Below are 17,740 nucleotides of genomic sequence, written 5' to 3'. Positions count from 1 at the left end.
AACCTTCAAAATTCTCAAAACTCATAACCATAATGATCTTGATAGCATTATAAATCGTTTCTTTTGAAATGCTTTAAGGGAACACATGCTTTCATAAGACGTGTTTTAATCACTCACTAAAATGATCACTTTTGTCGGTACAATTTACTGACAAAAATGGCAAAAGTCTATTAAAAGGGATTTTGTTAATCTCTATAATGATCAGTCTCTCTTTAGATGTTTTCATGACAGTCTATAAATTACAATTATCCTACTTATCGTTTCTCTTATGAAAATGAAAAATGATGCCATGGCTATAAAGCATATAACAGCTATAGAAAATGCGTAAAAACAGCAGCTTCAAATAACTAAACTGTAAATGAACGCATTGATTATAAAGAGAGCACCTATAAGAGGCTATTAAATTTTAAATGTATTTAAAAAAATACAAAAAAATATCAAAAAAAGATAAAATATTATTTTACAATAAATACGTATTTTGTTATATGAAGACGATACGCTAATCTTTGTATTGTTATCCCCATTTCTTCTAAAAAAGCTACTTTTAGAACTTCACTAGAATGGGCGGGGTTATGCGCCATTTGTTTTCATTCCTTTCATCAATGGTAATCTTGATAATCAACAAGCTCCACATCTGTTCCGATAAAGCGAAAAATAACACGCCAATTTCCATTCATCTTAAAAAGTATATTACTCTTCATGCGCATTGGGAACGGCTTTTCTAGATCCTAGTAAGCTGAATATATAGCCTTGTCCGATTAGAACTCCAAAAATCGTAACAAAAACGCCTATGATTTGCATGATTTGAGGGATGAAGCCGAACAGGATTTGCACCAATAAGGCTGAAATAGGTACAAAATTGAAAAATATCGCCGTCTTACCCGGACCTCGGATCGCTATTCCAATATTCCAAAATAGGTAGGCTAAAACTGATCCTGCAACCCCTATCCAAAGGAGTGCGAATAAACTAGCGCCGGACATAGACATCGTTTCTTGAAGAGGGGATTCGAATAAAAAGGTTAGGATGCCAAGGGCGACGGTGCCAGAGAGCATCGTCCAGCTTGTTGTTTCAAGCGGGGTTGCGTTCTTGACAAATGACCGCGTGCCCACGGTATAGAACGCCCAACCAATGGAACCTAAAAGAATCATAATATCTCCTTTGGCAAAGGAAACATGGTTAGACAAAAATCTCCCATTTGTTATGACTAAATAGACCCCGAACATGCTAATGAACATCCCTATAACCCTCTCACAGGTTGGGAAAGATTTATTCATGATAGCTTCAATAATATTAGCACTAATAGGGGTTGTCGCCATGATGAGGGAGGCTGTTATGGGATTTGACGTTTGCAAGCCAACAAATAAAGCGCCATTAAACCCTGCCACACCGATAATCCCTAGGAAAATATAAGAAATAAAATTTTGCGATAAAACATGCCACCGCAAGCCTTCTTTGAAAATCATAATTAAAAATATGGCGATTACGGCAATGAGAAACCGCTCAAAAGAAGCTGTCCATGGAGAAACAGTCGTTAAAGCTATCTTAGTGGCTTGGAAATTGGAACCCCAAAAAAAGGTTCCTACGAGGGTTAAGACAAGAGCTATTCTGGGCGTGATTTTCATTGGATAGATCCTTATACTTGATACCAAAGTGGAGCATCGAGACGTATAGAAGAAATTTGTGCGGTATTAGATGAGGAAAGAATAAAGTTGACCTCGGAAGCAATGTCATCTGGGTGAAGCATTTTGGCAAGATTCTCTGGAGGTATCTCTGGGAATCCTTTAAAATTGCGACGAAAATCCGTATTAACTTTATCAACTTGGATTGAACAAACACGAATATTTTGTGGCATTCCCCATAAGCGCAACCCACCAGTATAGCCCTCTACAGCAAATTTAGAAGAAGAATATGAAATTAAAGAAGGATTGTATTCTACACCCCATATGGATGAAATATTTATAATATCGGCGCGAATTTCCTTTTTTAGATAGGGTAAAGTAGCAGCTGTTATATAGAACATTCCTTTAATATTCACATCAAATGTTTCAGCACATTCTTGAGCATCAATTGTTTCTGGATCGCCACTATAACAAATGCCTGCTACATTAACTAAGACATCAAGACCCCCAAATTCTAAGATAACCTTATGGACAGAAGAGTCAATAGCTTCTTTATCGCGGATATCAACAATACAATTTACATAAGCTTGCCGTATCGATGGAGGTTGGTAGTTCTATGTCAATGATGTCTGCACTTGCTACCTTATGACCATTTTTCAATAAGTTTAGAACAATTGCTTTACCGATGCCGCGAGCGCCTCCTGTGACTAAAATACGTTTCTGTTGTTGTGAGTAAATTCCGGTCGTGTTTTTTATCATTTCGTTTAGCATTTTCTATACCTGAAGTTGTAATCATTAATATTCAGCTAGTTTATTTTTAGCCATGCATTATGTATTACTGTATTATGTTTAATGTATTGAGTATTATTAAATTGTTTAAATAATAAGATAGCCTTAAAGTTTATTGTGATTAGGTTGAATAACTAAAGAACTGATATTTCATGTAAAGACGTCTCATTAAAAGGAAATACCTTTTTAGAGGAGAATGCTAGAGTTTGTGATTCTTTAGGTAGATTTAAACAGCGTCAACCATGCTTGTGAGCATACGCCTCAAGCAAAGGATCGCCAATAACAGCGACAGGATGACCTACAAGCTTCAGCATATGCTCATCGGAAATATCATCACCGTAGGCCCAGCAGTTCTTAAGGTCACCACCATGTTTTTCAATAAAATCCTGAATCGCAAGCGCTTTTCCAACGCCGATCGTTTGCGGAGGGACGAAACGGCCATTATATTTTTGCCCATCATGCAATAGTTTTGTGGCCAAGATGTAAGGTACACCTAGATGTTCTGCAATGGGGGCTAGAATTTCTATAAAAGAGCCGGATACTAAGACCGGCTCAATTTTTTGGCTATGATGGGATTTTAGTTCTGTTACTACTTCTTGGATTAAGAAAGTAGGATTCATCAACGCGCGCTTTGCCCAAGTTTCTGCACATCTTGTTACTTCTGCTACAGCACGCTCGGCAAAAAATTCATAAAAGCGACGGTTTATTACGCTGCGCGGACTCTGGTTATCATGGTGTGCACGTAAAATAGCAGTAGTATCTGCATATTCCTCTTGGTGAGCGTTGGTTGAAAAACCTAGCCAAGATTTATACCAGAAATCGTGGAAAGCGAGCATACTTTTGCTCCGAATAAGGGTGCCATCTACATAGAAGAATGCATACGCAAGGCTTATTATTAATTTCTCCCTTCAAAAAAAATTAAATACTTTATAATGTTGTTTGTTCTTTATAAGCATGGATATGATTTATTCGTAATATTAATCCTTTGTTGTGAATTCCCAGAAACCTGTTTTTTTGAGCTTTAGCTGCGCGTGGACATCCCCTCCTAAGCCATACCATCCGATCGCACCGCCTCGATTCATTTGATAACTCATCCAAAGCAAGACGATATTTACTATTCGATTAGCACTTTTATTTGAGATTAAAAAAATATAATAAAAGAAAAACCTTCAAAACTCATAACCATAAGGATCTTGATAGCATTTCTTATGATTATAAACTGTCTTTTGAAAGGCTTTAAAGGATCATATGTTTTTTAAAGACGTGTTTTAATCACTCACTAAAATAATCACTTTTGTCAGTTCAATTTACAGACACAAACTGACATATATATATTATTGATTGTATTTATTTGTTATGGTTGTTTTAATAAGTTGTATTTTGAAAAATAGATAAAACTTAACATATTGAAATATAATGTTTTTAATTTTCTCTCATTAAAAAAATAATAGAGGCTCTAAAAAGAACTGACTAAACTGACAAAAGTCTATTAAAAGGGATTTTGCTCATCTCTATAGTTATCACGCTCTTTTAAGATGTTTTTATAAAAAGCAATAAATTACAATTATCATGTCTCTTATGAAAATGAAAAATGATGCGGTGGCTATAAAAATTACAACAGCTATAAAACACACGTGAAAACAAAACAGCAGGTTTCATAATCATGATGCAAATGAAAGCATGGTTATAGAGACAATCCCTATAAGAGGCTGTTAAGTTGCAAATGTGTTATAAAAGAAATCAACAGAAATCTTTAAAACCATTTAGTAAAAAACATGATACGTTATCAAGTTTAAAATACGCATGATGAGAGCTTTTATAAACATTATAAATGTATAGATTCAAAAAATATCGCAATCGTTTAAGAAAGCCCATAATATAGCTTTAAAAGCATATAATACAAAAGAAATGTTTTATAAACATATGATAAATATATACACATAACGAATTTAAAAAATATCAAAAAGTACATAAATTAATTGACAATAAATACGTATTTTGTTATATAAATAATCAAGTGATGAAAACACTTAACCGTAAGCGAATGGGTTGCTATAAACCTATTTCCTATTATAAAAACTGACTATCTTTTATGCTGTGATTAGCATATATGATGATTTTGTCGGGTGTAGCTATGCTATACAATACCCTTTTATGGGGAAGGCATAGCAACGGACTTACGGCCGTGTTTTCAACACCCGGCGCTCTTATAGGGCATCAATTGAAAACAATATTAACCCGTAAGGATTTAGTTATGACAACTACATCACAAAACACTACAAATTCCTCTAACATTTCAAATGAAACCGCATCTAATAATAAACAAGAGCCTGCAAAAAAATATGAATTTACGGGTGAAACAATAGAGGTTGGCTTTAAAACGCTGCATAGGATTAGAGCCTTAAGAGATTTTGGTGATGTCAAAAAAGGGGACCTTGGTGGTTTTATACAAGGTGAAGATAACCTCTCTCATGAGGGCAATTGCTGGGTTGGAGGTAAAGCTAAAGTTTATAGCAATGCGCGTGTTTACGATAATGCCGTTGTAAGTGGTTATGCCCATGTGAACAATGTTGCTTGCATTTATGAAAACGCCCGTGTTTATGGCAAGGCTGTGGTGGCTGGTCAAATTTATGGCAATGCTGAGGTTTATGGTTTTGCACGTATTTATCCCGATGCTCATATTTTTGAAAATGCGCGCGTTCATTATTACGCTTGTGTCTTTAATGATACACAAATTTATGGCAATGCGAAAATCTCTGGATATGCTTGTATTTTTGCAAATGTAAAGATTTTTCGCAATGCGATCATTAAAGGTGATACTTGGGTTCGCAATAATATTGAAATCTGTAATAAAGAAACCGTCTATAATGATCAATCACTAAAAGACGCTGCTTAAATAAAGCACAGGCGCGGCGGAGGCGCCCCTCTTTAAAATTTCCCATTCAAAATTTTATTCAATGTTTATCACATTAAATTGTGAGGGTATTCTTATGTCTAAAAAATATGAATTAACCAGCGAAATCAAACAAATTAAAAATATGTTTACTAGAGAGATTACAACCCTTTATCGTATTAAAGCTTTAAAAGACTTTGCTGATATCAAAGCGGGGGCTCTTGGGGGCTTTATTGAAAAGGAAAGCAACTTATCACATGATGGCAATTGCTGGGTTTATAATGAGGCGTGTGTTTATAATAATGCTCATGTTTGTGATAATGCTACAGTTTGTGATTACGCTAGTGTTTTCGATAATGCAAAAATTGAAGGCAATTCTAAAGTTTTTGATTGTGCAAGAATTTATGACAATGCAAGAGTTTCTGATCATGCTAAAGTTTGTGGTTCCTCTTATGTTTATGATCATGCCTGCGTTTTGAATCATTCTGAGGTATCTGACAGAGCTGTTATAAAAGGGCATGCTAAAATTTATGATAACGCTTTATTGACTGGCTATGCGCAAGCCTATGGCAATGCAAGAATTTATGACCATGCGCAAGTTTGGTTTTTTGCTGTGGTTTGTGATGATGCTTGTATTTATGAAAATGCAAAAATTACAGGCTATACATACATTTGCGATAAAGTGAGTGTTTTTGGTAATTCATATATAGATACCCAAAAATTGAATGGTCATATCAATATTTGTGATCAAACCATAAAAGACGCTGCGTAAATCATATGCGGGTGTTTGCGGGGGCGCCCCTCTTTCAAATTTTCCATTCCAAATTTTATCAAACGTTTATCACATTAGATTGTGAGGGTATTCTTATGTCTAAAAAATATGAATTAACTAGCGAAATTAAACAAATCAAACATGCGCTTACTCGAAATATTATTAATCTTTATCGCATTCGGGCTTTAAAAGGTTTTGATGATGTTAAGGCGGGTGCCTTGGGTGGCTTTATTGAAAAGGAAGTCAATTTATCCCATGATGGCAATTGCTGGGTATATGATGATGCTTGTGTCTATGGTCATGCCCGTGTTTATGACAATGCAAAGATACGACATTATTCTCAAGTCTGTGGTCAAGTCTATGGGAATTGTGAGGTCTATGGCAGAGCTTTTATCTCTCAATATGCAAAAATTTATGACCATGCTTTTGTTTATGGTAGTGCTCATGTTTATGGGAATATTTATGGCAATGCTCATGTGAGTGGTGGCGCCCGCGTTTTTGCTGATGCTCATATTTATGACCATGCGCATGTTTCTCATGATGCTGCAATTTTTAGTTATGCAAGGGTTTATGGTCATGCCAATGTTTCTGGCTCGGCTTGCATTTATAGCCATGGCAAGGTTTATAATTATGCTGTTATTAAGGGTCGTGCAAAAATTTATGGCAAGGTCTATGGCTCTGCTAGCGTGGGGGGCTCTTGTGAGGTTTATGGTTCTGTTTATGGCAATGCAAAACTCTCATATTGTGCAACGGTCTGGGGTCGTGCTTATGGGAATGCAAAAATAACCAAAAAAAGCAAAGAAAAGTTGGTACCAAAAAATTGTGAAGTTTATGAAAGCGATCATGTTATCAAGATTATTGATAAAACAGAATAAGGAAGGGCATGGGGGGCCTTCTTTATAGCTATAAAAGCATCATAATATACATTGTTTAAAACCTATCATATTGCAAACGCTCTATTGTTTTTATAAAAACTTATCAAAAGAACCGTAAATGATGGGTATGATCTTGATAGCATGCATTTGAAATAAAGCACATAATTACAATGCTTCTTAAAAATATTTCAATATACTGACTTCGAAATTGAGTTGAGTGAATTCCAAATAAGCATTTTCTAAAATCAAAACCTATCAAATAAATCAAAACGCTTTTATCAAACCTAAGGCTTTTAAATTGGCTCTGCTGTGAAATCTAGAGCTTTGTTTTTCATAAATGAAACTTTCTTAAGAGCAAATGATAATTGTTATAAAAAGAGATCTCAAACGTTTAAACATTCACTTAAAGAGGTCCTTATAAGCATATTTTCACTTTTCATTAAAACCTAATTTCTTTAAAAATTAGCCGGCTAAATTTGAGTTCGTTATCTTTAGAATTAAGCATTTCTAATTTAGTATTATTAAAATAAGCACTTGAAATTATACCTATATAGGTATATTAATAATCATGAGTAAAATAAAATGTATCATATGGCTTGGATCTTCACTCAAAGATATAAAAAGTTTTTCTGATCTTATTCAACAAAGGATTGGTTATGCTCTTTATCTTGCTCAGATAGGAGATAAAGGAGAAAATGTTAAGGTTCTCAAGGGATTTGGATCTGCCAATGTGCTAGAAATTATTGAACGTGATATTCAAGGAACTTATCGCGCCGTTTATACGGTAAAATATAAAAAATCTCTTTATGTGTTGCATTGTTTTCAGAAAAAATCGCCCCATGGTATTGCAACACCAAAACCAAACATAAATCTGATTAAAGAACGTCTCAAATTAGCAGAACAATTAGAAGGAGATTAAAATGATCAATGTTTTTCACGGGAGTTCCAATGTTTATACGGATCTTGGTTTTTCAGATTCTAGAGAGATGCTTATCAAAGCGCAACTTGCACATAAAATTAGTCAAATCCTTAAAGAAAAAAACTTAACACAAAAGCAAGCTAGTCAACTTTTAAAAATGACTCAACCCAAATTGTCTAAACTTTTGAGTGGAGAATTTCGAGGGATTAGTGAAATGAAAATGCTTGAGTGCCTAGCAAAATTGGGAAATGATATCAAGATTGTTGTAAGTTCAGAAAAAGTTAAAACGCTTGAAGGACAATTTGAAGTTGTTTTTGCTTCTTAAACCTCTTTATGATTTGCTTTTTATGATCTATTCGTACATAGCAATTGTTTATAAAAAATGATCAATTTAAACATGTATAAAAGTGTGGATTCTTAAGTGGATTCATATAAAATAATTTTATTCAACATATTGATTTTTTTATATTTTTATGTAATATGTGATGCATGCACAACGCAATAATGACACACTGACTCCCGCAAGCGTACTTTACATATTGTAGGCGTAGCCTGTATGGAGTCTGCCGCTCCTAAATACTCAAACGTAATGCTACTGGGTCGTACAAACCTTAAACACCGGTTCCTACCATATCATAATGCTTGACAAAAGCATCATGCCATCATAGCAACCGCTTTGCATATGGGTTCCACAACATAAGTTCTACAAATTGTTGATGCATAGCCAAGCTAAGAGTTTTCTTGCCCACCTACGTCAATGAAACCATCACTATCCTCTTTTTGAATCGTAAAACAAAATGATTTACCATTAGCGATAAACCATCTGCTCAAAGTCCAGCTAGTTTAAACGCGTAGCATTTCTAAACCTTTAGGCTCGCTCTGCCCCCAAGGGGGATAGTCAGATATATTACTTCCGTCACGTATTCACGCGCTGGAACAAGAATCTGAAACTATGAGGCAACGCTGCATTTATATGCAGCGTTGTTGTTAGGTATAAGCTTCTATTGAGATAGTTCTGATAGGAAGCCCCCACAGTTAATGGTATAGGGATTAATTTGGATTCTTTCGAAATGCTCTATATAAATTTAATGTGCCTCCCCAAAACACACCATCAGTGAACCCATTTAAAAGACCAAAAAGAAGGTTAAAATCAAATGCATGTTTCAAATCAGGTTTAACACTGAGAAAAACAATCAATGTGAATTTGATGACAAAAGCGATAAGAATAAATATCAGCGTCAACGGCGTACCAGGCCGAATAATTAAATCCGTTCCCTCTTTGATCTTTAAACGCGGAGTGGCACGCCAGAGCAACCAGCCAACGCCAATGCCGATCATCAGCCCCGCCAACATTGAGATTGCTCCCCAGAGCGGGAACGCCAGCTTGTTAATCACATCGCTTCCGCCCAAAAAAAGAAAGACTAACGGCAATAGAAAAAGGCGGTAAACCCTCATTTCCCTATCTCTCAATGCGATGATTCCCCACACAATGAGAAAAATAAGCAACCCCCAGACCCATAAAGGGGTTCCGGTCAGAATATTAAACAATGACATATTATGCTCCATGATGTTTATGCTCCATGATGTTTGACGCGATAAAAATATTGCATGATGTTAGGAAGATATTTAGAAAAAAGAATACCAGCACAAATTAAACTCATAGTGCCCCACCAAAGCTGGGGGGACCATGTAAAAAAACCCCTAGAAGACCATTGGCAAAAAAGATGATTCCCCAAATCCATGTAATATATTTATTGATGAGATAAAATAGGATATGTTTGCGTTTTTCTTCAGAAACACCAGCACTGGCATAAAAAATGGTAAAGGGTTTCTTTACCAAAAAGCTCATCAATGAAACTAGAGCAAGTGACAGATAACAAAAAACTGTGGGGTAGCTCAGTAAAAGTATAGACCATCTAGCGAAATAATTAACAAACAGGACAATAACTGTCAGAATGTTAGTCATTATCATGAGTTCCCCCCGTCGGACAATTTTAATATTCACAGCAATAATGGACAATAAAATCACAGTCAAGATGAGAAAACATTCGACCAGAGTTAAAACGTTTCCATTGATAACCCAAGAGTAAATACTCTACGGAATAAAAGAGACTATTATGTTAAACATGGTGCATCCTCCTTGCAATAATGCGTCATCGCCGCCTCAAGATTCCCATCTTCAATCTCATGGAGGATAATAGAAAGGAGAACACTAAAACGTTACATGATAGCATATTTGCAGACCCCATATGAGCGGGGCCAGTGGCACACCCTCCCCCCGATTAGTGCAGAAATGACGTCGCTCTTGGTACTGGACGCGTTACGTCGGTTCGAACGTTCTCTATTTTTGCAGAACAGAAAGCGCGTATTAGGCTCTCTAGCCATACTTAGAGTACGCAAAGTTATTCATCACTCTACAACACCTTAAGTGCGCAATTTTATATTTTGTATTAAAGGATTTTTGCTTTCAAAATATACGAACAACATCACACAAAGTAGAATAAACAAGCTGCCCCAAACATTAAACCAAACCTTGCCTGTAAGCATCACTGTTGCACCGAAACAGTTAACAATCGCGTGGACAAAAAAAGGCGCACACGCATAAAATTTAGAGCGCGTAACAACACCACGATACGCCAAGCATGTGTTTAAAATATGCATGAGTATGACGCTCATTAAAGCACACAAAAAAATACTCGCTTGCGTCCAGGAATAAAAAATTACATATTCACTGGCTAATAACCTAGATCGAATAAGCCAGCCATTATAAACAAGGAAAGGCCCTAGCGCCTTATAAACTAATTCGCATAAACCCCAGCCTATGCCAATATTCAGCGGCAAACGCCACAACAAACTAGGCGAGCACCGATAAAACTTAGTAACTAGCCAACGACGCATGGCTTCTTCTGCTACAACAAAAAAAACCGTAAATGATAAAAATAAAGAAACAAGCGCCAGCCCCTGCTCTGCACGACTCTGGGGTTCAACAATACGCATCATATAAAGCGTTTTTACTACAGATTGCTCCCAAAAAGCAATCAGCCCGAAAACAATGCAGCTAGCAACAAACCATCCCACAGCACCAGCGACAACCAATTTGAACTTCAGAAAATGATGAAACACACATAGAAGAAAAACAACGCCAAGCACTTGCAGTAAACGTAAGGCATCAAGATTATGTTCTTTTTCCGAGTAACGCCATACTAACAGAACAATCACCCCAAAAACTGTGCCGCTCAACAGCACATTTATCCAACTAAATGTAGAGCGAAAAAATTTATAAATGACAGCGCCATAAATAAGGCCTGCGAGAAGCGAAGTAATAAATACAAACAACATTATTATGCCCCCTCATTTACTACAGCGTAACTACTATTTTTCTTCATGGATAATCTGTCTTGCACAAAATCATAAATTTGCCGCATAAGAGCAAACATAAGAATAGTAGCGATTGTATAATGCCCAATTGCAAGAAATTCTGGCTTAGCGGCCCGCCATGAAAAGCGCGCCCAAGCCGCCAAGCATTGTAAAAGCAGGATAAGAACAAAAAAACGCCATTTCTTGTCAAGGCAAACCACAAGCATTAAGAAAGTTGATAAAAGACACAGACCTATAATAAACGTATAATATATTACCGTCTCAAGTAAAGAAAGTAAGGCGTTCCTATCAAGACTAAAGGCCCCTTTTAGGATCATCACAGCTTCTGGTAGAGATGTAAGCAGTGCAAGCCCTATAGCAGCCCCCCAAATTCCCATTCCCACGCCCAGTGCTGCCTCTACACCATTGCCATTATCTTCTGCCACCCAATGAGAGAGCAAAAAAAACTGCATAATCGCTATGCTTATAGGGAATAGACCAACAGCAAAAACAATATTAGGCGTACTATAAGCAGCAAAATCAAAAATTAAACCACCTATCATACGCATAAAGCCGTATAGAAAAAAAATCAAAAGCACATAAAAACCAGCGCTTGACCCAATAATTGCCTTCGTGCCTTTAAACGCTTTAACCAAAGAGAGTAACCAGCGGTACCCCAATATAAGCGAAAGCACCAAAACATAATAAGGAAAATAACTCGCAGCGCCATAAACATAAAGAAAAACAAGACACAAAACAACGAGCAAGAAAACCAAATGTTCAACCAATGTTTTTTTCTTCATCAAAGGAAAAATAATCAGCACCAAGCAAAAAACAGCGCCGATAACAGATAATGTCAATTTGTCAAGCATTATGGTAAACCTCAGAAATAGAATTTATTAATATTGCGTAGCCTGAAGAAATGCCAAACATAGACAAAAGACCAACCGCAAAATGAATTACAAAAGGCAGATAGAAATAGGCCTTGCGCTTATCTTGGAAACCAAGATACATAAAGCGCGTATTTACAACATGCATCAATACAATCATGCCCGCAGCAATAAGATAGCTGATCGCTTGTGGACAAGATTCAAATGCGACATAGCCCGCCATTTGTGGCCCCCTATACACGGTAATTCAAGTAAAGAAAAAGAGCTGGGAGAGTCTTACAGCATAAGTCTAGCACACCCCAGCCCAGCCCGAAATAAAGGACCTCACGCGCAGCTAATTCTGGCTTATAGACGCGAAGCAACCACAAACGCAAAAGCTCCGTAGTTAAAACTGATATCAAAAGGATAAAAAAGGGATAGTTTGCAGCAACCAAACTCATGTAATGCACCATCTGCTGCTGGCTATTATGAGCAGCAGACAAAGCAGGCAATGGCAACAAAGAGCTCAAATATACAAAACCTGCCCCACTACACAAGGCAACAACTGCACCACAGAAGCCAAGAACTAAATATTTATATAAATAGCGCTCGTGCAGAATTAAAAGCATGCCAAGATAACATACCAAAAGCAAAGATAAGTCTGGAAGCCCACTTTCACTATGTGGATAAGCGAAGATGATAGCGCAGGAAAGACCAGCTAGAACCCCCAAAATGACGCGCTCGCCCAACAAGCCATTGTTTTTAAGGACACGAGGGCTGAAACTTATCCCAAAACTAAGCTGCATTCCAAAAATTAAGTCAGACATATAATTTCCCTAAGGCGCCTTGCCCTCCAAAGTATACCAAGATATTATTGCGGGAGAGCCCCCCAGCTAAGAGGCTGATAGTGTCCCCCTTAGCAACGCCTTTGCCTTGTTCACAAAGCTAGGTCAAACAACAATTTCACCATTTAGAGCAAGCACAATCCCAACCAGCTTTAGCAATACCCGCGGCTGCGCCACGGCCCCCCCCCCCGCATATTATTACTCCAGAAACTGCCCCTCTTGGGGTCGCTGCTCTAGGCTTTAGGATAACCCAAAGAACTATAGCCTCCTGTCTTCTCACTCAGTTTTCCTTTTAAATGGGTTAATCACGCTAAACTTCACATTCTTTGATTTAATGTAACGCGCGTACATATAAACAACATACAGCAAACAAGTCCAATCTCTAACCATTCCATAGTCATCATCTGTATGAACAAACGCTACAGAATAAGAAACAGAGAGGCTAAAAAACAGCTCTGCAAGAACATCAAGGACCAACCAATAATATTTCTTTGTAGTAACAAAGAGAACCATCAAAAATGTCAAAAAAACTTGGCCCGTTAGAATAGCAAAACCAAACACCGCATAATCAAACATTTTTTTCACTGCCTCCCTGTTTGCAAAACCTATCTGTTGATAGATTTCTCGAAGGTCTGATAAAAGCAGTGATGACACAAAAAAGACGCCTATGGCAAAACCACAGCCAATGCAAATGCTTAAATCTAGCACTGACATAGATTTTTCCTTCAAAGCTTTAGCAATTAGGACATAGCGAGCCCCCGCTATCATCAACGGAATAATGAAAAGCAGATAAATATAGCTCGAAAGCTGCAGATCAAAAAAATCTAACAGAAGGTCATCACCCATAACAATAAAACCAGTAGCGATGAAAAAAATGGGGCAACTTGCGATAATGGCCAAACTAAAGCACTTTATGTTGTTGACTATATTGGATATAAATTCAATGCAAAAAGAAAGAAAGAACATAATCATAATAACAGGAGGAGATGTTATCGGCACACCGACTACATACTCAAAGGCATACACGAGGGGAGGGATAACCAATGCCGCTACTATGAATGCAACCGCGCTCCCCTTGTATAACACGCTTTTTCCATTAATAGCAATAGTTTTGAAGAATAGATACATGCCAAACCACAGACAAAAATAAGCGAGCACTAAACCAAACGCGCCCATAGCTCCTCCTGTGCAATATTCCAAACATAAAGGTGGCACCTTTTACAGTACCACCGTTCTAGGCTTTAGGATAACCCAAAGAACTACATCAAAAGCCCGTCAATATCCCAACACCGTACCAACCACCTGAATTAGCAATAGATTGACCAAAAAACTGTGTGCCACACTGAGCAGCAGCCACACCATAACCAGCATAACCGCCTATGGTGTCTCCGAATTCATGGCCTACAGCTCCCCCAAAGCTTCCTGCGTCCATGGTAGAAATAGGATTACGCGTTAACCATCCTCCTGCGACAAGACCACCCAGAAAGCCAACCTTACCACCATACTGGCTACCAAACGCAGAACCAGAGTTATATTTGCTACTAAAATTATCGGCACAGCAATAATCGTACGAACCACTTGAATGTGAACTTGAATTTCCCATTTGTTTTCTCCAATTTAGTGTATAAATAAACCCTCCCAAGGTTACTTATGTCCCCGCGCCAGAATGGCTTACCCATAATCAACCACCAAAACACCACTGGAGATATGAATGCACTTTCATGCAAGTTCATATTTATAATATATGGTTGACATAAATCAAGGAAATTATGTCAAAAATATGTCATATTTTAGTAAATTTATACTTACTTATTTTATGTATTTAAACTTAATAGTCTATATTATGAACAATAATAATGAAAGATAAATAAGATTTCTTGGTTTACAAAATATAATATAATTATATAAATATACTGATAGAGATATTTATTATTGCAATTGCAATCAGAATCATAGACTTAGTTAACCCATTTATATTTCAAGCAATTATTGATCGCATCATTCCGTTTTTGGCAAAATTTGAGAAAAATCATCCGCGCAAGCTCTCTGCTTCGTGACGGCTCACACGCAAAAAAAGCCGCCAAGCGCGGCTTTTAATTGCCTTACAAAACGCCAAAAATAAGAATGAGAAAAGCTGGAGAAGATAAATGGTACGGTTGGTGGGATTTGAACCTACGACCTCTGGTGCCACAAACCAGCGCTCTAACCAACTGAGCTACAACCGCATAAAAGCAAATCTATCATAACTGTTCACGATTTTGTAAACATTTATTCTTTGCTTATGTGACATAAGGAAGATCAACAAAGTTTGCAAGCCCCTTTAAAAAAATCTCGCAATTTTTTGTGAAGAAAAAATATTTTTTACGAAGGAAATTTTTACAAGGGAAATTTTGCCCAATGCTCAAGACCATGATCACGATAGTCTTTTATGTTATCAACACCATCTTGTTGCATCATCCGTAAAATCTCTTTCAAAATAGTTACGACAAGATTTGGACCTTCATAAACCATCCCACTATATAATTGAATTAAATCTGCACCTGCTTTTACTTTTTCCAAAGCGGTTTTTGCATCCTTTACACCGCCAACACCGATAATTGCAATCTCCTTCCCTAACTTTTGACGCATTTTTGCAAGTACAATCGTAGAACGCTCAAAAAGTGGACGTCCAGAAAGCCCTCCCTCTTCATTGCTGAAAGGACTATTGGTAAGACCTTGACGTGAAAGAGTCGTATTGGAAACAATGAGTCCATCAAAATCAGAAAGTTTTATTTCTTCAGCAATATCATCCAACTCTTTCTCTGATAAATCTGGAGCAATTTTTAAAAAAAGGGGAAGCGAGAATCTATGCTTTTTCTCTTGCTCCTTTCGCGCTTTTGAGATGGCATTCAACAAAAGGTGCAAACTATCACGAGCCTGTAAATTTCGCAAACCTGGTGTATTGGGAGAAGAAATATTAACCGTAAAATAATCCGCAACATCATAAAAATGAGCAATGCCAACAGTATAATCGTCAATCTTATTAACCGTATCCTTATTGGCTCCAATATTGACTCCTACAATACCCGTTTTTTTACGTGTCCGCAGTCTGTCGTAAACAACTTGATGTCCGTCATTATTAAAACCCATTCTATTAATAATCGCTTCATCTTCTTTTAAACGAAAAAGCCGTGGTTTAGGATTTCCAACCTGAGGCTTTGGTGTCACTGTTCCAATTTCAGTAAAACCAAATCCCAAATGAAAAATTTCATCAACAACCTCTGCATTTTTATCAAACCCCGCTGCAAGACCAATAAAATTTTTAAACTCAAGCCCTGCAATATTTACACACAATCGCTTATCAACAACCTTTTGACAACCGTTTAATCCACTTTTTAATCCCACAATCGCTAAACGGTGCGCATGCTCTGGATCCAACATAAATAAAGCAGAACGGCCAATACAACGAAAAAAACTCATCAATCCTTCTCCACAACATAAAAATGATCCATCACATCTCACATAAACCTTTTAACACAAAAGATCGCCAAGAGAGCATATGATTCAAAAAATTTCCTCTTCCATAAAAAAATTCATTACATCATCGGCATTCACGCGAATTTTTACGAACCCTCAATAGAAAAAACTTATTCTTGAAAAAACATTTCTCTTTTTCACAATTGTTCAGTTAATTAAATATTCTGTAAATTCTAAATCTTATAAAATGTAAAATGCCTGTGTGAATTGAAACATCAATGCCCCTTCACCAAACCATGGTCTTATCTCTTGCAAGCAAGCTCATAATCCCCTTATGAAAGAAATTTATTTCTTTTCTCTAAATTCCTTTGTATCATATTGTTTCCAACAAAAATAAAACTTGCTCTATAAAGCTGTTTTTTTTCTAGCATTGAAAATGCACAGTTCGTAAAATCATCTTACATTCATGCCATTGTTGCACCATTTTTAGCTGCATGGGATTCAACCATTGTATGAGATTCGTAACGTTTTGAAGAATCTGCGTTATTATCATTGCTGGTGCACAAAATACAGTTTCAGTGATGAAAGTTGATCATTAAACGCATACTTAATCATACTAGCGCCTTGCAAACCCAAACAATCTTCTAAACCCTATAGGCTCTTATATCTATAAACTGATACAAGCTTCCAACTGATGAAATGTGACTCAATGGGAGGCAATCCCTCATATAAAACAGAATGCCATTGGGTTGATCATTCTTTCTTTAAATAAATATTTCTTAATGCTGTTCATCCTATTTCATGACACCCCTCATGAATAATAGTATAATGATAAATCATTCAGCATCACCATTTTTATGCTTATAGCATAACAAGCCAGCACTATCTCACGCTTTGCTCTTTCCCAATATTCTACAGCTCTTGGTATTTGAGACGATTCATAAGAGGCATTTTTAGTTCTTTCTTTCGTGTTTTTTACCAACACACCAACCCTGTTTATAACATTCAAGCATGTGATTTATTTGATTCAATGTGAGAAGGATTGTAATGGGCAAATCTTCAATGTTCGGTGTTATGATTTAAGTTAAAAACGATGATTTATCATTATAAATCGACATGTTGTCTTCTGTTAAAATTATAATCATTTTTAACCTATGCAATACAGTACAAATAGCTTTTAGATAAGCTTGCGCTCCTCATTGCTCTATCGCTTAATATTCAAACTGCAATTGCAACAGATTGAATTAAAAGGGAACTAATTATAAGTCTTACGCCTGCTTCATCAATTCATTTTTCCCATCAGAGCTGGAACATAATTTTTTATTCTCAATGCTCTTTTTACACC

The 17,740-nt window shown here is 36.7% G+C and carries 19 protein-coding genes, 1 tRNA gene and 1 pseudogene; 5 read left to right on the top strand and 16 right to left on the bottom strand.

The features are described from left to right. Positions 1-455: 455 nt before the first annotated feature. The 6 genes and pseudogenes from FJG96_RS09215 to FJG96_RS04100 form a co-directional block, all read right to left on the bottom strand. A complete protein-coding gene (locus FJG96_RS09215) occupies positions 456-581 on the bottom strand; it encodes a helix-turn-helix domain-containing protein (protein WP_281279004.1) in 126 nt (41 codons plus the stop codon). Positions 582-599: 18 nt separating this feature from the next. Further along, positions 600-677, bottom strand: a pseudogene (locus tag FJG96_RS09030) (type II toxin-antitoxin system RelE/ParE family toxin); the annotation flags it as partial. A gap of 13 nt (positions 678-690) precedes the next feature. Continuing rightward, positions 691-1,623: a DMT family transporter gene (locus tag FJG96_RS04115; RefSeq protein WP_139412863.1), complete on the bottom strand. Its 933-nt coding sequence runs from the start codon at positions 1,621-1,623 to the stop codon at positions 691-693. Positions 1,624-1,634: 11 nt separating this feature from the next. Further along, positions 1,635-2,141: an SDR family oxidoreductase gene (locus tag FJG96_RS04110; RefSeq protein ID WP_281279029.1), complete on the bottom strand. Its 507-nt coding sequence runs from the start codon at positions 2,139-2,141 to the stop codon at positions 1,635-1,637. A 43-nt stretch (positions 2,142-2,184) separates the two neighbouring features. Then, on the bottom strand, positions 2,185-2,379 hold the full coding sequence (locus FJG96_RS09305; RefSeq protein ID WP_425456577.1) for an SDR family NAD(P)-dependent oxidoreductase: 195 nt from the start codon (positions 2,377-2,379) through the stop codon (positions 2,185-2,187). Between the two features lie 266 nt (positions 2,380-2,645). Then, positions 2,646-3,302, bottom strand: coding sequence for an HAD family hydrolase (locus FJG96_RS04100; protein ID WP_281279028.1), 657 nt, complete (start codon positions 3,300-3,302; stop codon positions 2,646-2,648). A gap of 1,361 nt (positions 3,303-4,663) precedes the next feature. Between FJG96_RS04100 and FJG96_RS04095 the strand changes: the two genes are divergently transcribed. The 5 genes from FJG96_RS04095 (at position 4,664) to FJG96_RS04075 (ending at position 8,193) form a co-directional block, all read left to right on the top strand. Then, complete coding sequence (locus FJG96_RS04095) at positions 4,664-5,305, top strand: LbetaH domain-containing protein (protein WP_139412859.1); 642 nt, start codon at positions 4,664-4,666, stop codon at positions 5,303-5,305. Positions 5,306-5,399: 94 nt separating this feature from the next. Then, positions 5,400-6,074, top strand: coding sequence for an LbetaH domain-containing protein (locus tag FJG96_RS04090; protein WP_139412858.1), 675 nt, complete (start codon positions 5,400-5,402; stop codon positions 6,072-6,074). 95 nt (positions 6,075-6,169) lie between these two features. After that, entirely contained in the window at positions 6,170-6,949 is a 780-nt protein-coding gene (locus FJG96_RS04085; RefSeq protein WP_139412857.1) for a hypothetical protein, read from the top strand. A 568-nt stretch (positions 6,950-7,517) separates the two neighbouring features. Further along, positions 7,518-7,868: a type II toxin-antitoxin system RelE/ParE family toxin gene (locus FJG96_RS04080; protein ID WP_139412856.1), complete on the top strand. Its 351-nt coding sequence runs from the start codon at positions 7,518-7,520 to the stop codon at positions 7,866-7,868. 1 nt (position 7,869) lies between these two features. Beyond that, positions 7,870-8,193, top strand: a complete 324-nt coding sequence (locus FJG96_RS04075) for a helix-turn-helix domain-containing protein (protein WP_139412855.1) — start codon at positions 7,870-7,872, stop codon at positions 8,191-8,193. 725 nt (positions 8,194-8,918) lie between these two features. On the opposite strand, the gene FJG96_RS04070 is transcribed toward FJG96_RS04075, so the two are convergent. The 10 genes from FJG96_RS04070 to FJG96_RS04030 all read right to left on the bottom strand — a co-directional run bounded on the left by FJG96_RS04070 (position 8,919) and on the right by FJG96_RS04030 (position 16,398). Then, a complete protein-coding gene (locus tag FJG96_RS04070) occupies positions 8,919-9,434 on the bottom strand; it encodes a DUF6622 family protein (protein WP_246046899.1) in 516 nt (171 codons plus the stop codon). 91 nt (positions 9,435-9,525) lie between these two features. Then, positions 9,526-9,834: a hypothetical protein gene (locus tag FJG96_RS04065; RefSeq protein ID WP_246046898.1), complete on the bottom strand. Its 309-nt coding sequence runs from the start codon at positions 9,832-9,834 to the stop codon at positions 9,526-9,528. A gap of 458 nt (positions 9,835-10,292) precedes the next feature. Beyond that, complete coding sequence (locus FJG96_RS04060) at positions 10,293-11,207, bottom strand: hypothetical protein (protein WP_139412854.1); 915 nt, start codon at positions 11,205-11,207, stop codon at positions 10,293-10,295. Between the two features lie 2 nt (positions 11,208-11,209). Continuing rightward, positions 11,210-12,097, bottom strand: a complete 888-nt coding sequence (locus FJG96_RS04055; protein WP_139412853.1) for a hypothetical protein — start codon at positions 12,095-12,097, stop codon at positions 11,210-11,212. After that, positions 12,090-12,338, bottom strand: a complete 249-nt coding sequence (locus FJG96_RS09025) for a hypothetical protein (RefSeq protein ID WP_246046897.1) — start codon at positions 12,336-12,338, stop codon at positions 12,090-12,092. The genes FJG96_RS04055 and FJG96_RS09025 overlap by 8 nt, the downstream gene beginning before the upstream one ends. 10 nt (positions 12,339-12,348) lie before the next feature. Continuing rightward, positions 12,349-12,921, bottom strand: coding sequence for a hypothetical protein (locus FJG96_RS04050; RefSeq protein ID WP_246046896.1), 573 nt, complete (start codon positions 12,919-12,921; stop codon positions 12,349-12,351). Between the two features lie 294 nt (positions 12,922-13,215). Next, positions 13,216-14,025 (bottom strand): hypothetical protein, encoded by an 810-nt coding sequence (locus FJG96_RS04045; protein ID WP_246046895.1) that lies wholly within the window; start codon positions 14,023-14,025, stop codon positions 13,216-13,218. A 178-nt stretch (positions 14,026-14,203) separates the two neighbouring features. Next, positions 14,204-14,542, bottom strand: coding sequence for a hypothetical protein (locus tag FJG96_RS04040; RefSeq protein ID WP_139412851.1), 339 nt, complete (start codon positions 14,540-14,542; stop codon positions 14,204-14,206). 545 nt (positions 14,543-15,087) lie between these two features. Beyond that, a tRNA-His gene (locus FJG96_RS04035) sits at positions 15,088-15,164 on the bottom strand. Between the two features lie 151 nt (positions 15,165-15,315). Next, the gene (locus FJG96_RS04030) at positions 15,316-16,398 is read right to left on the bottom strand and encodes a quinone-dependent dihydroorotate dehydrogenase (RefSeq protein WP_139412850.1); all 1,083 of its coding nucleotides are present in this window, start codon (positions 16,396-16,398) and stop codon (positions 15,316-15,318) included. Between the last annotated feature and the right edge of the window lie 1,342 nt (positions 16,399-17,740).

The sequence above is a fragment of the Bartonella mastomydis genome (assembly GCF_900185775.1).
GTDB lineage: Bacteria > Pseudomonadota > Alphaproteobacteria > Rhizobiales > Rhizobiaceae > Bartonella > Bartonella elizabethae.
This window is presented reverse-complemented; position numbering and strand designations above follow the sequence as displayed.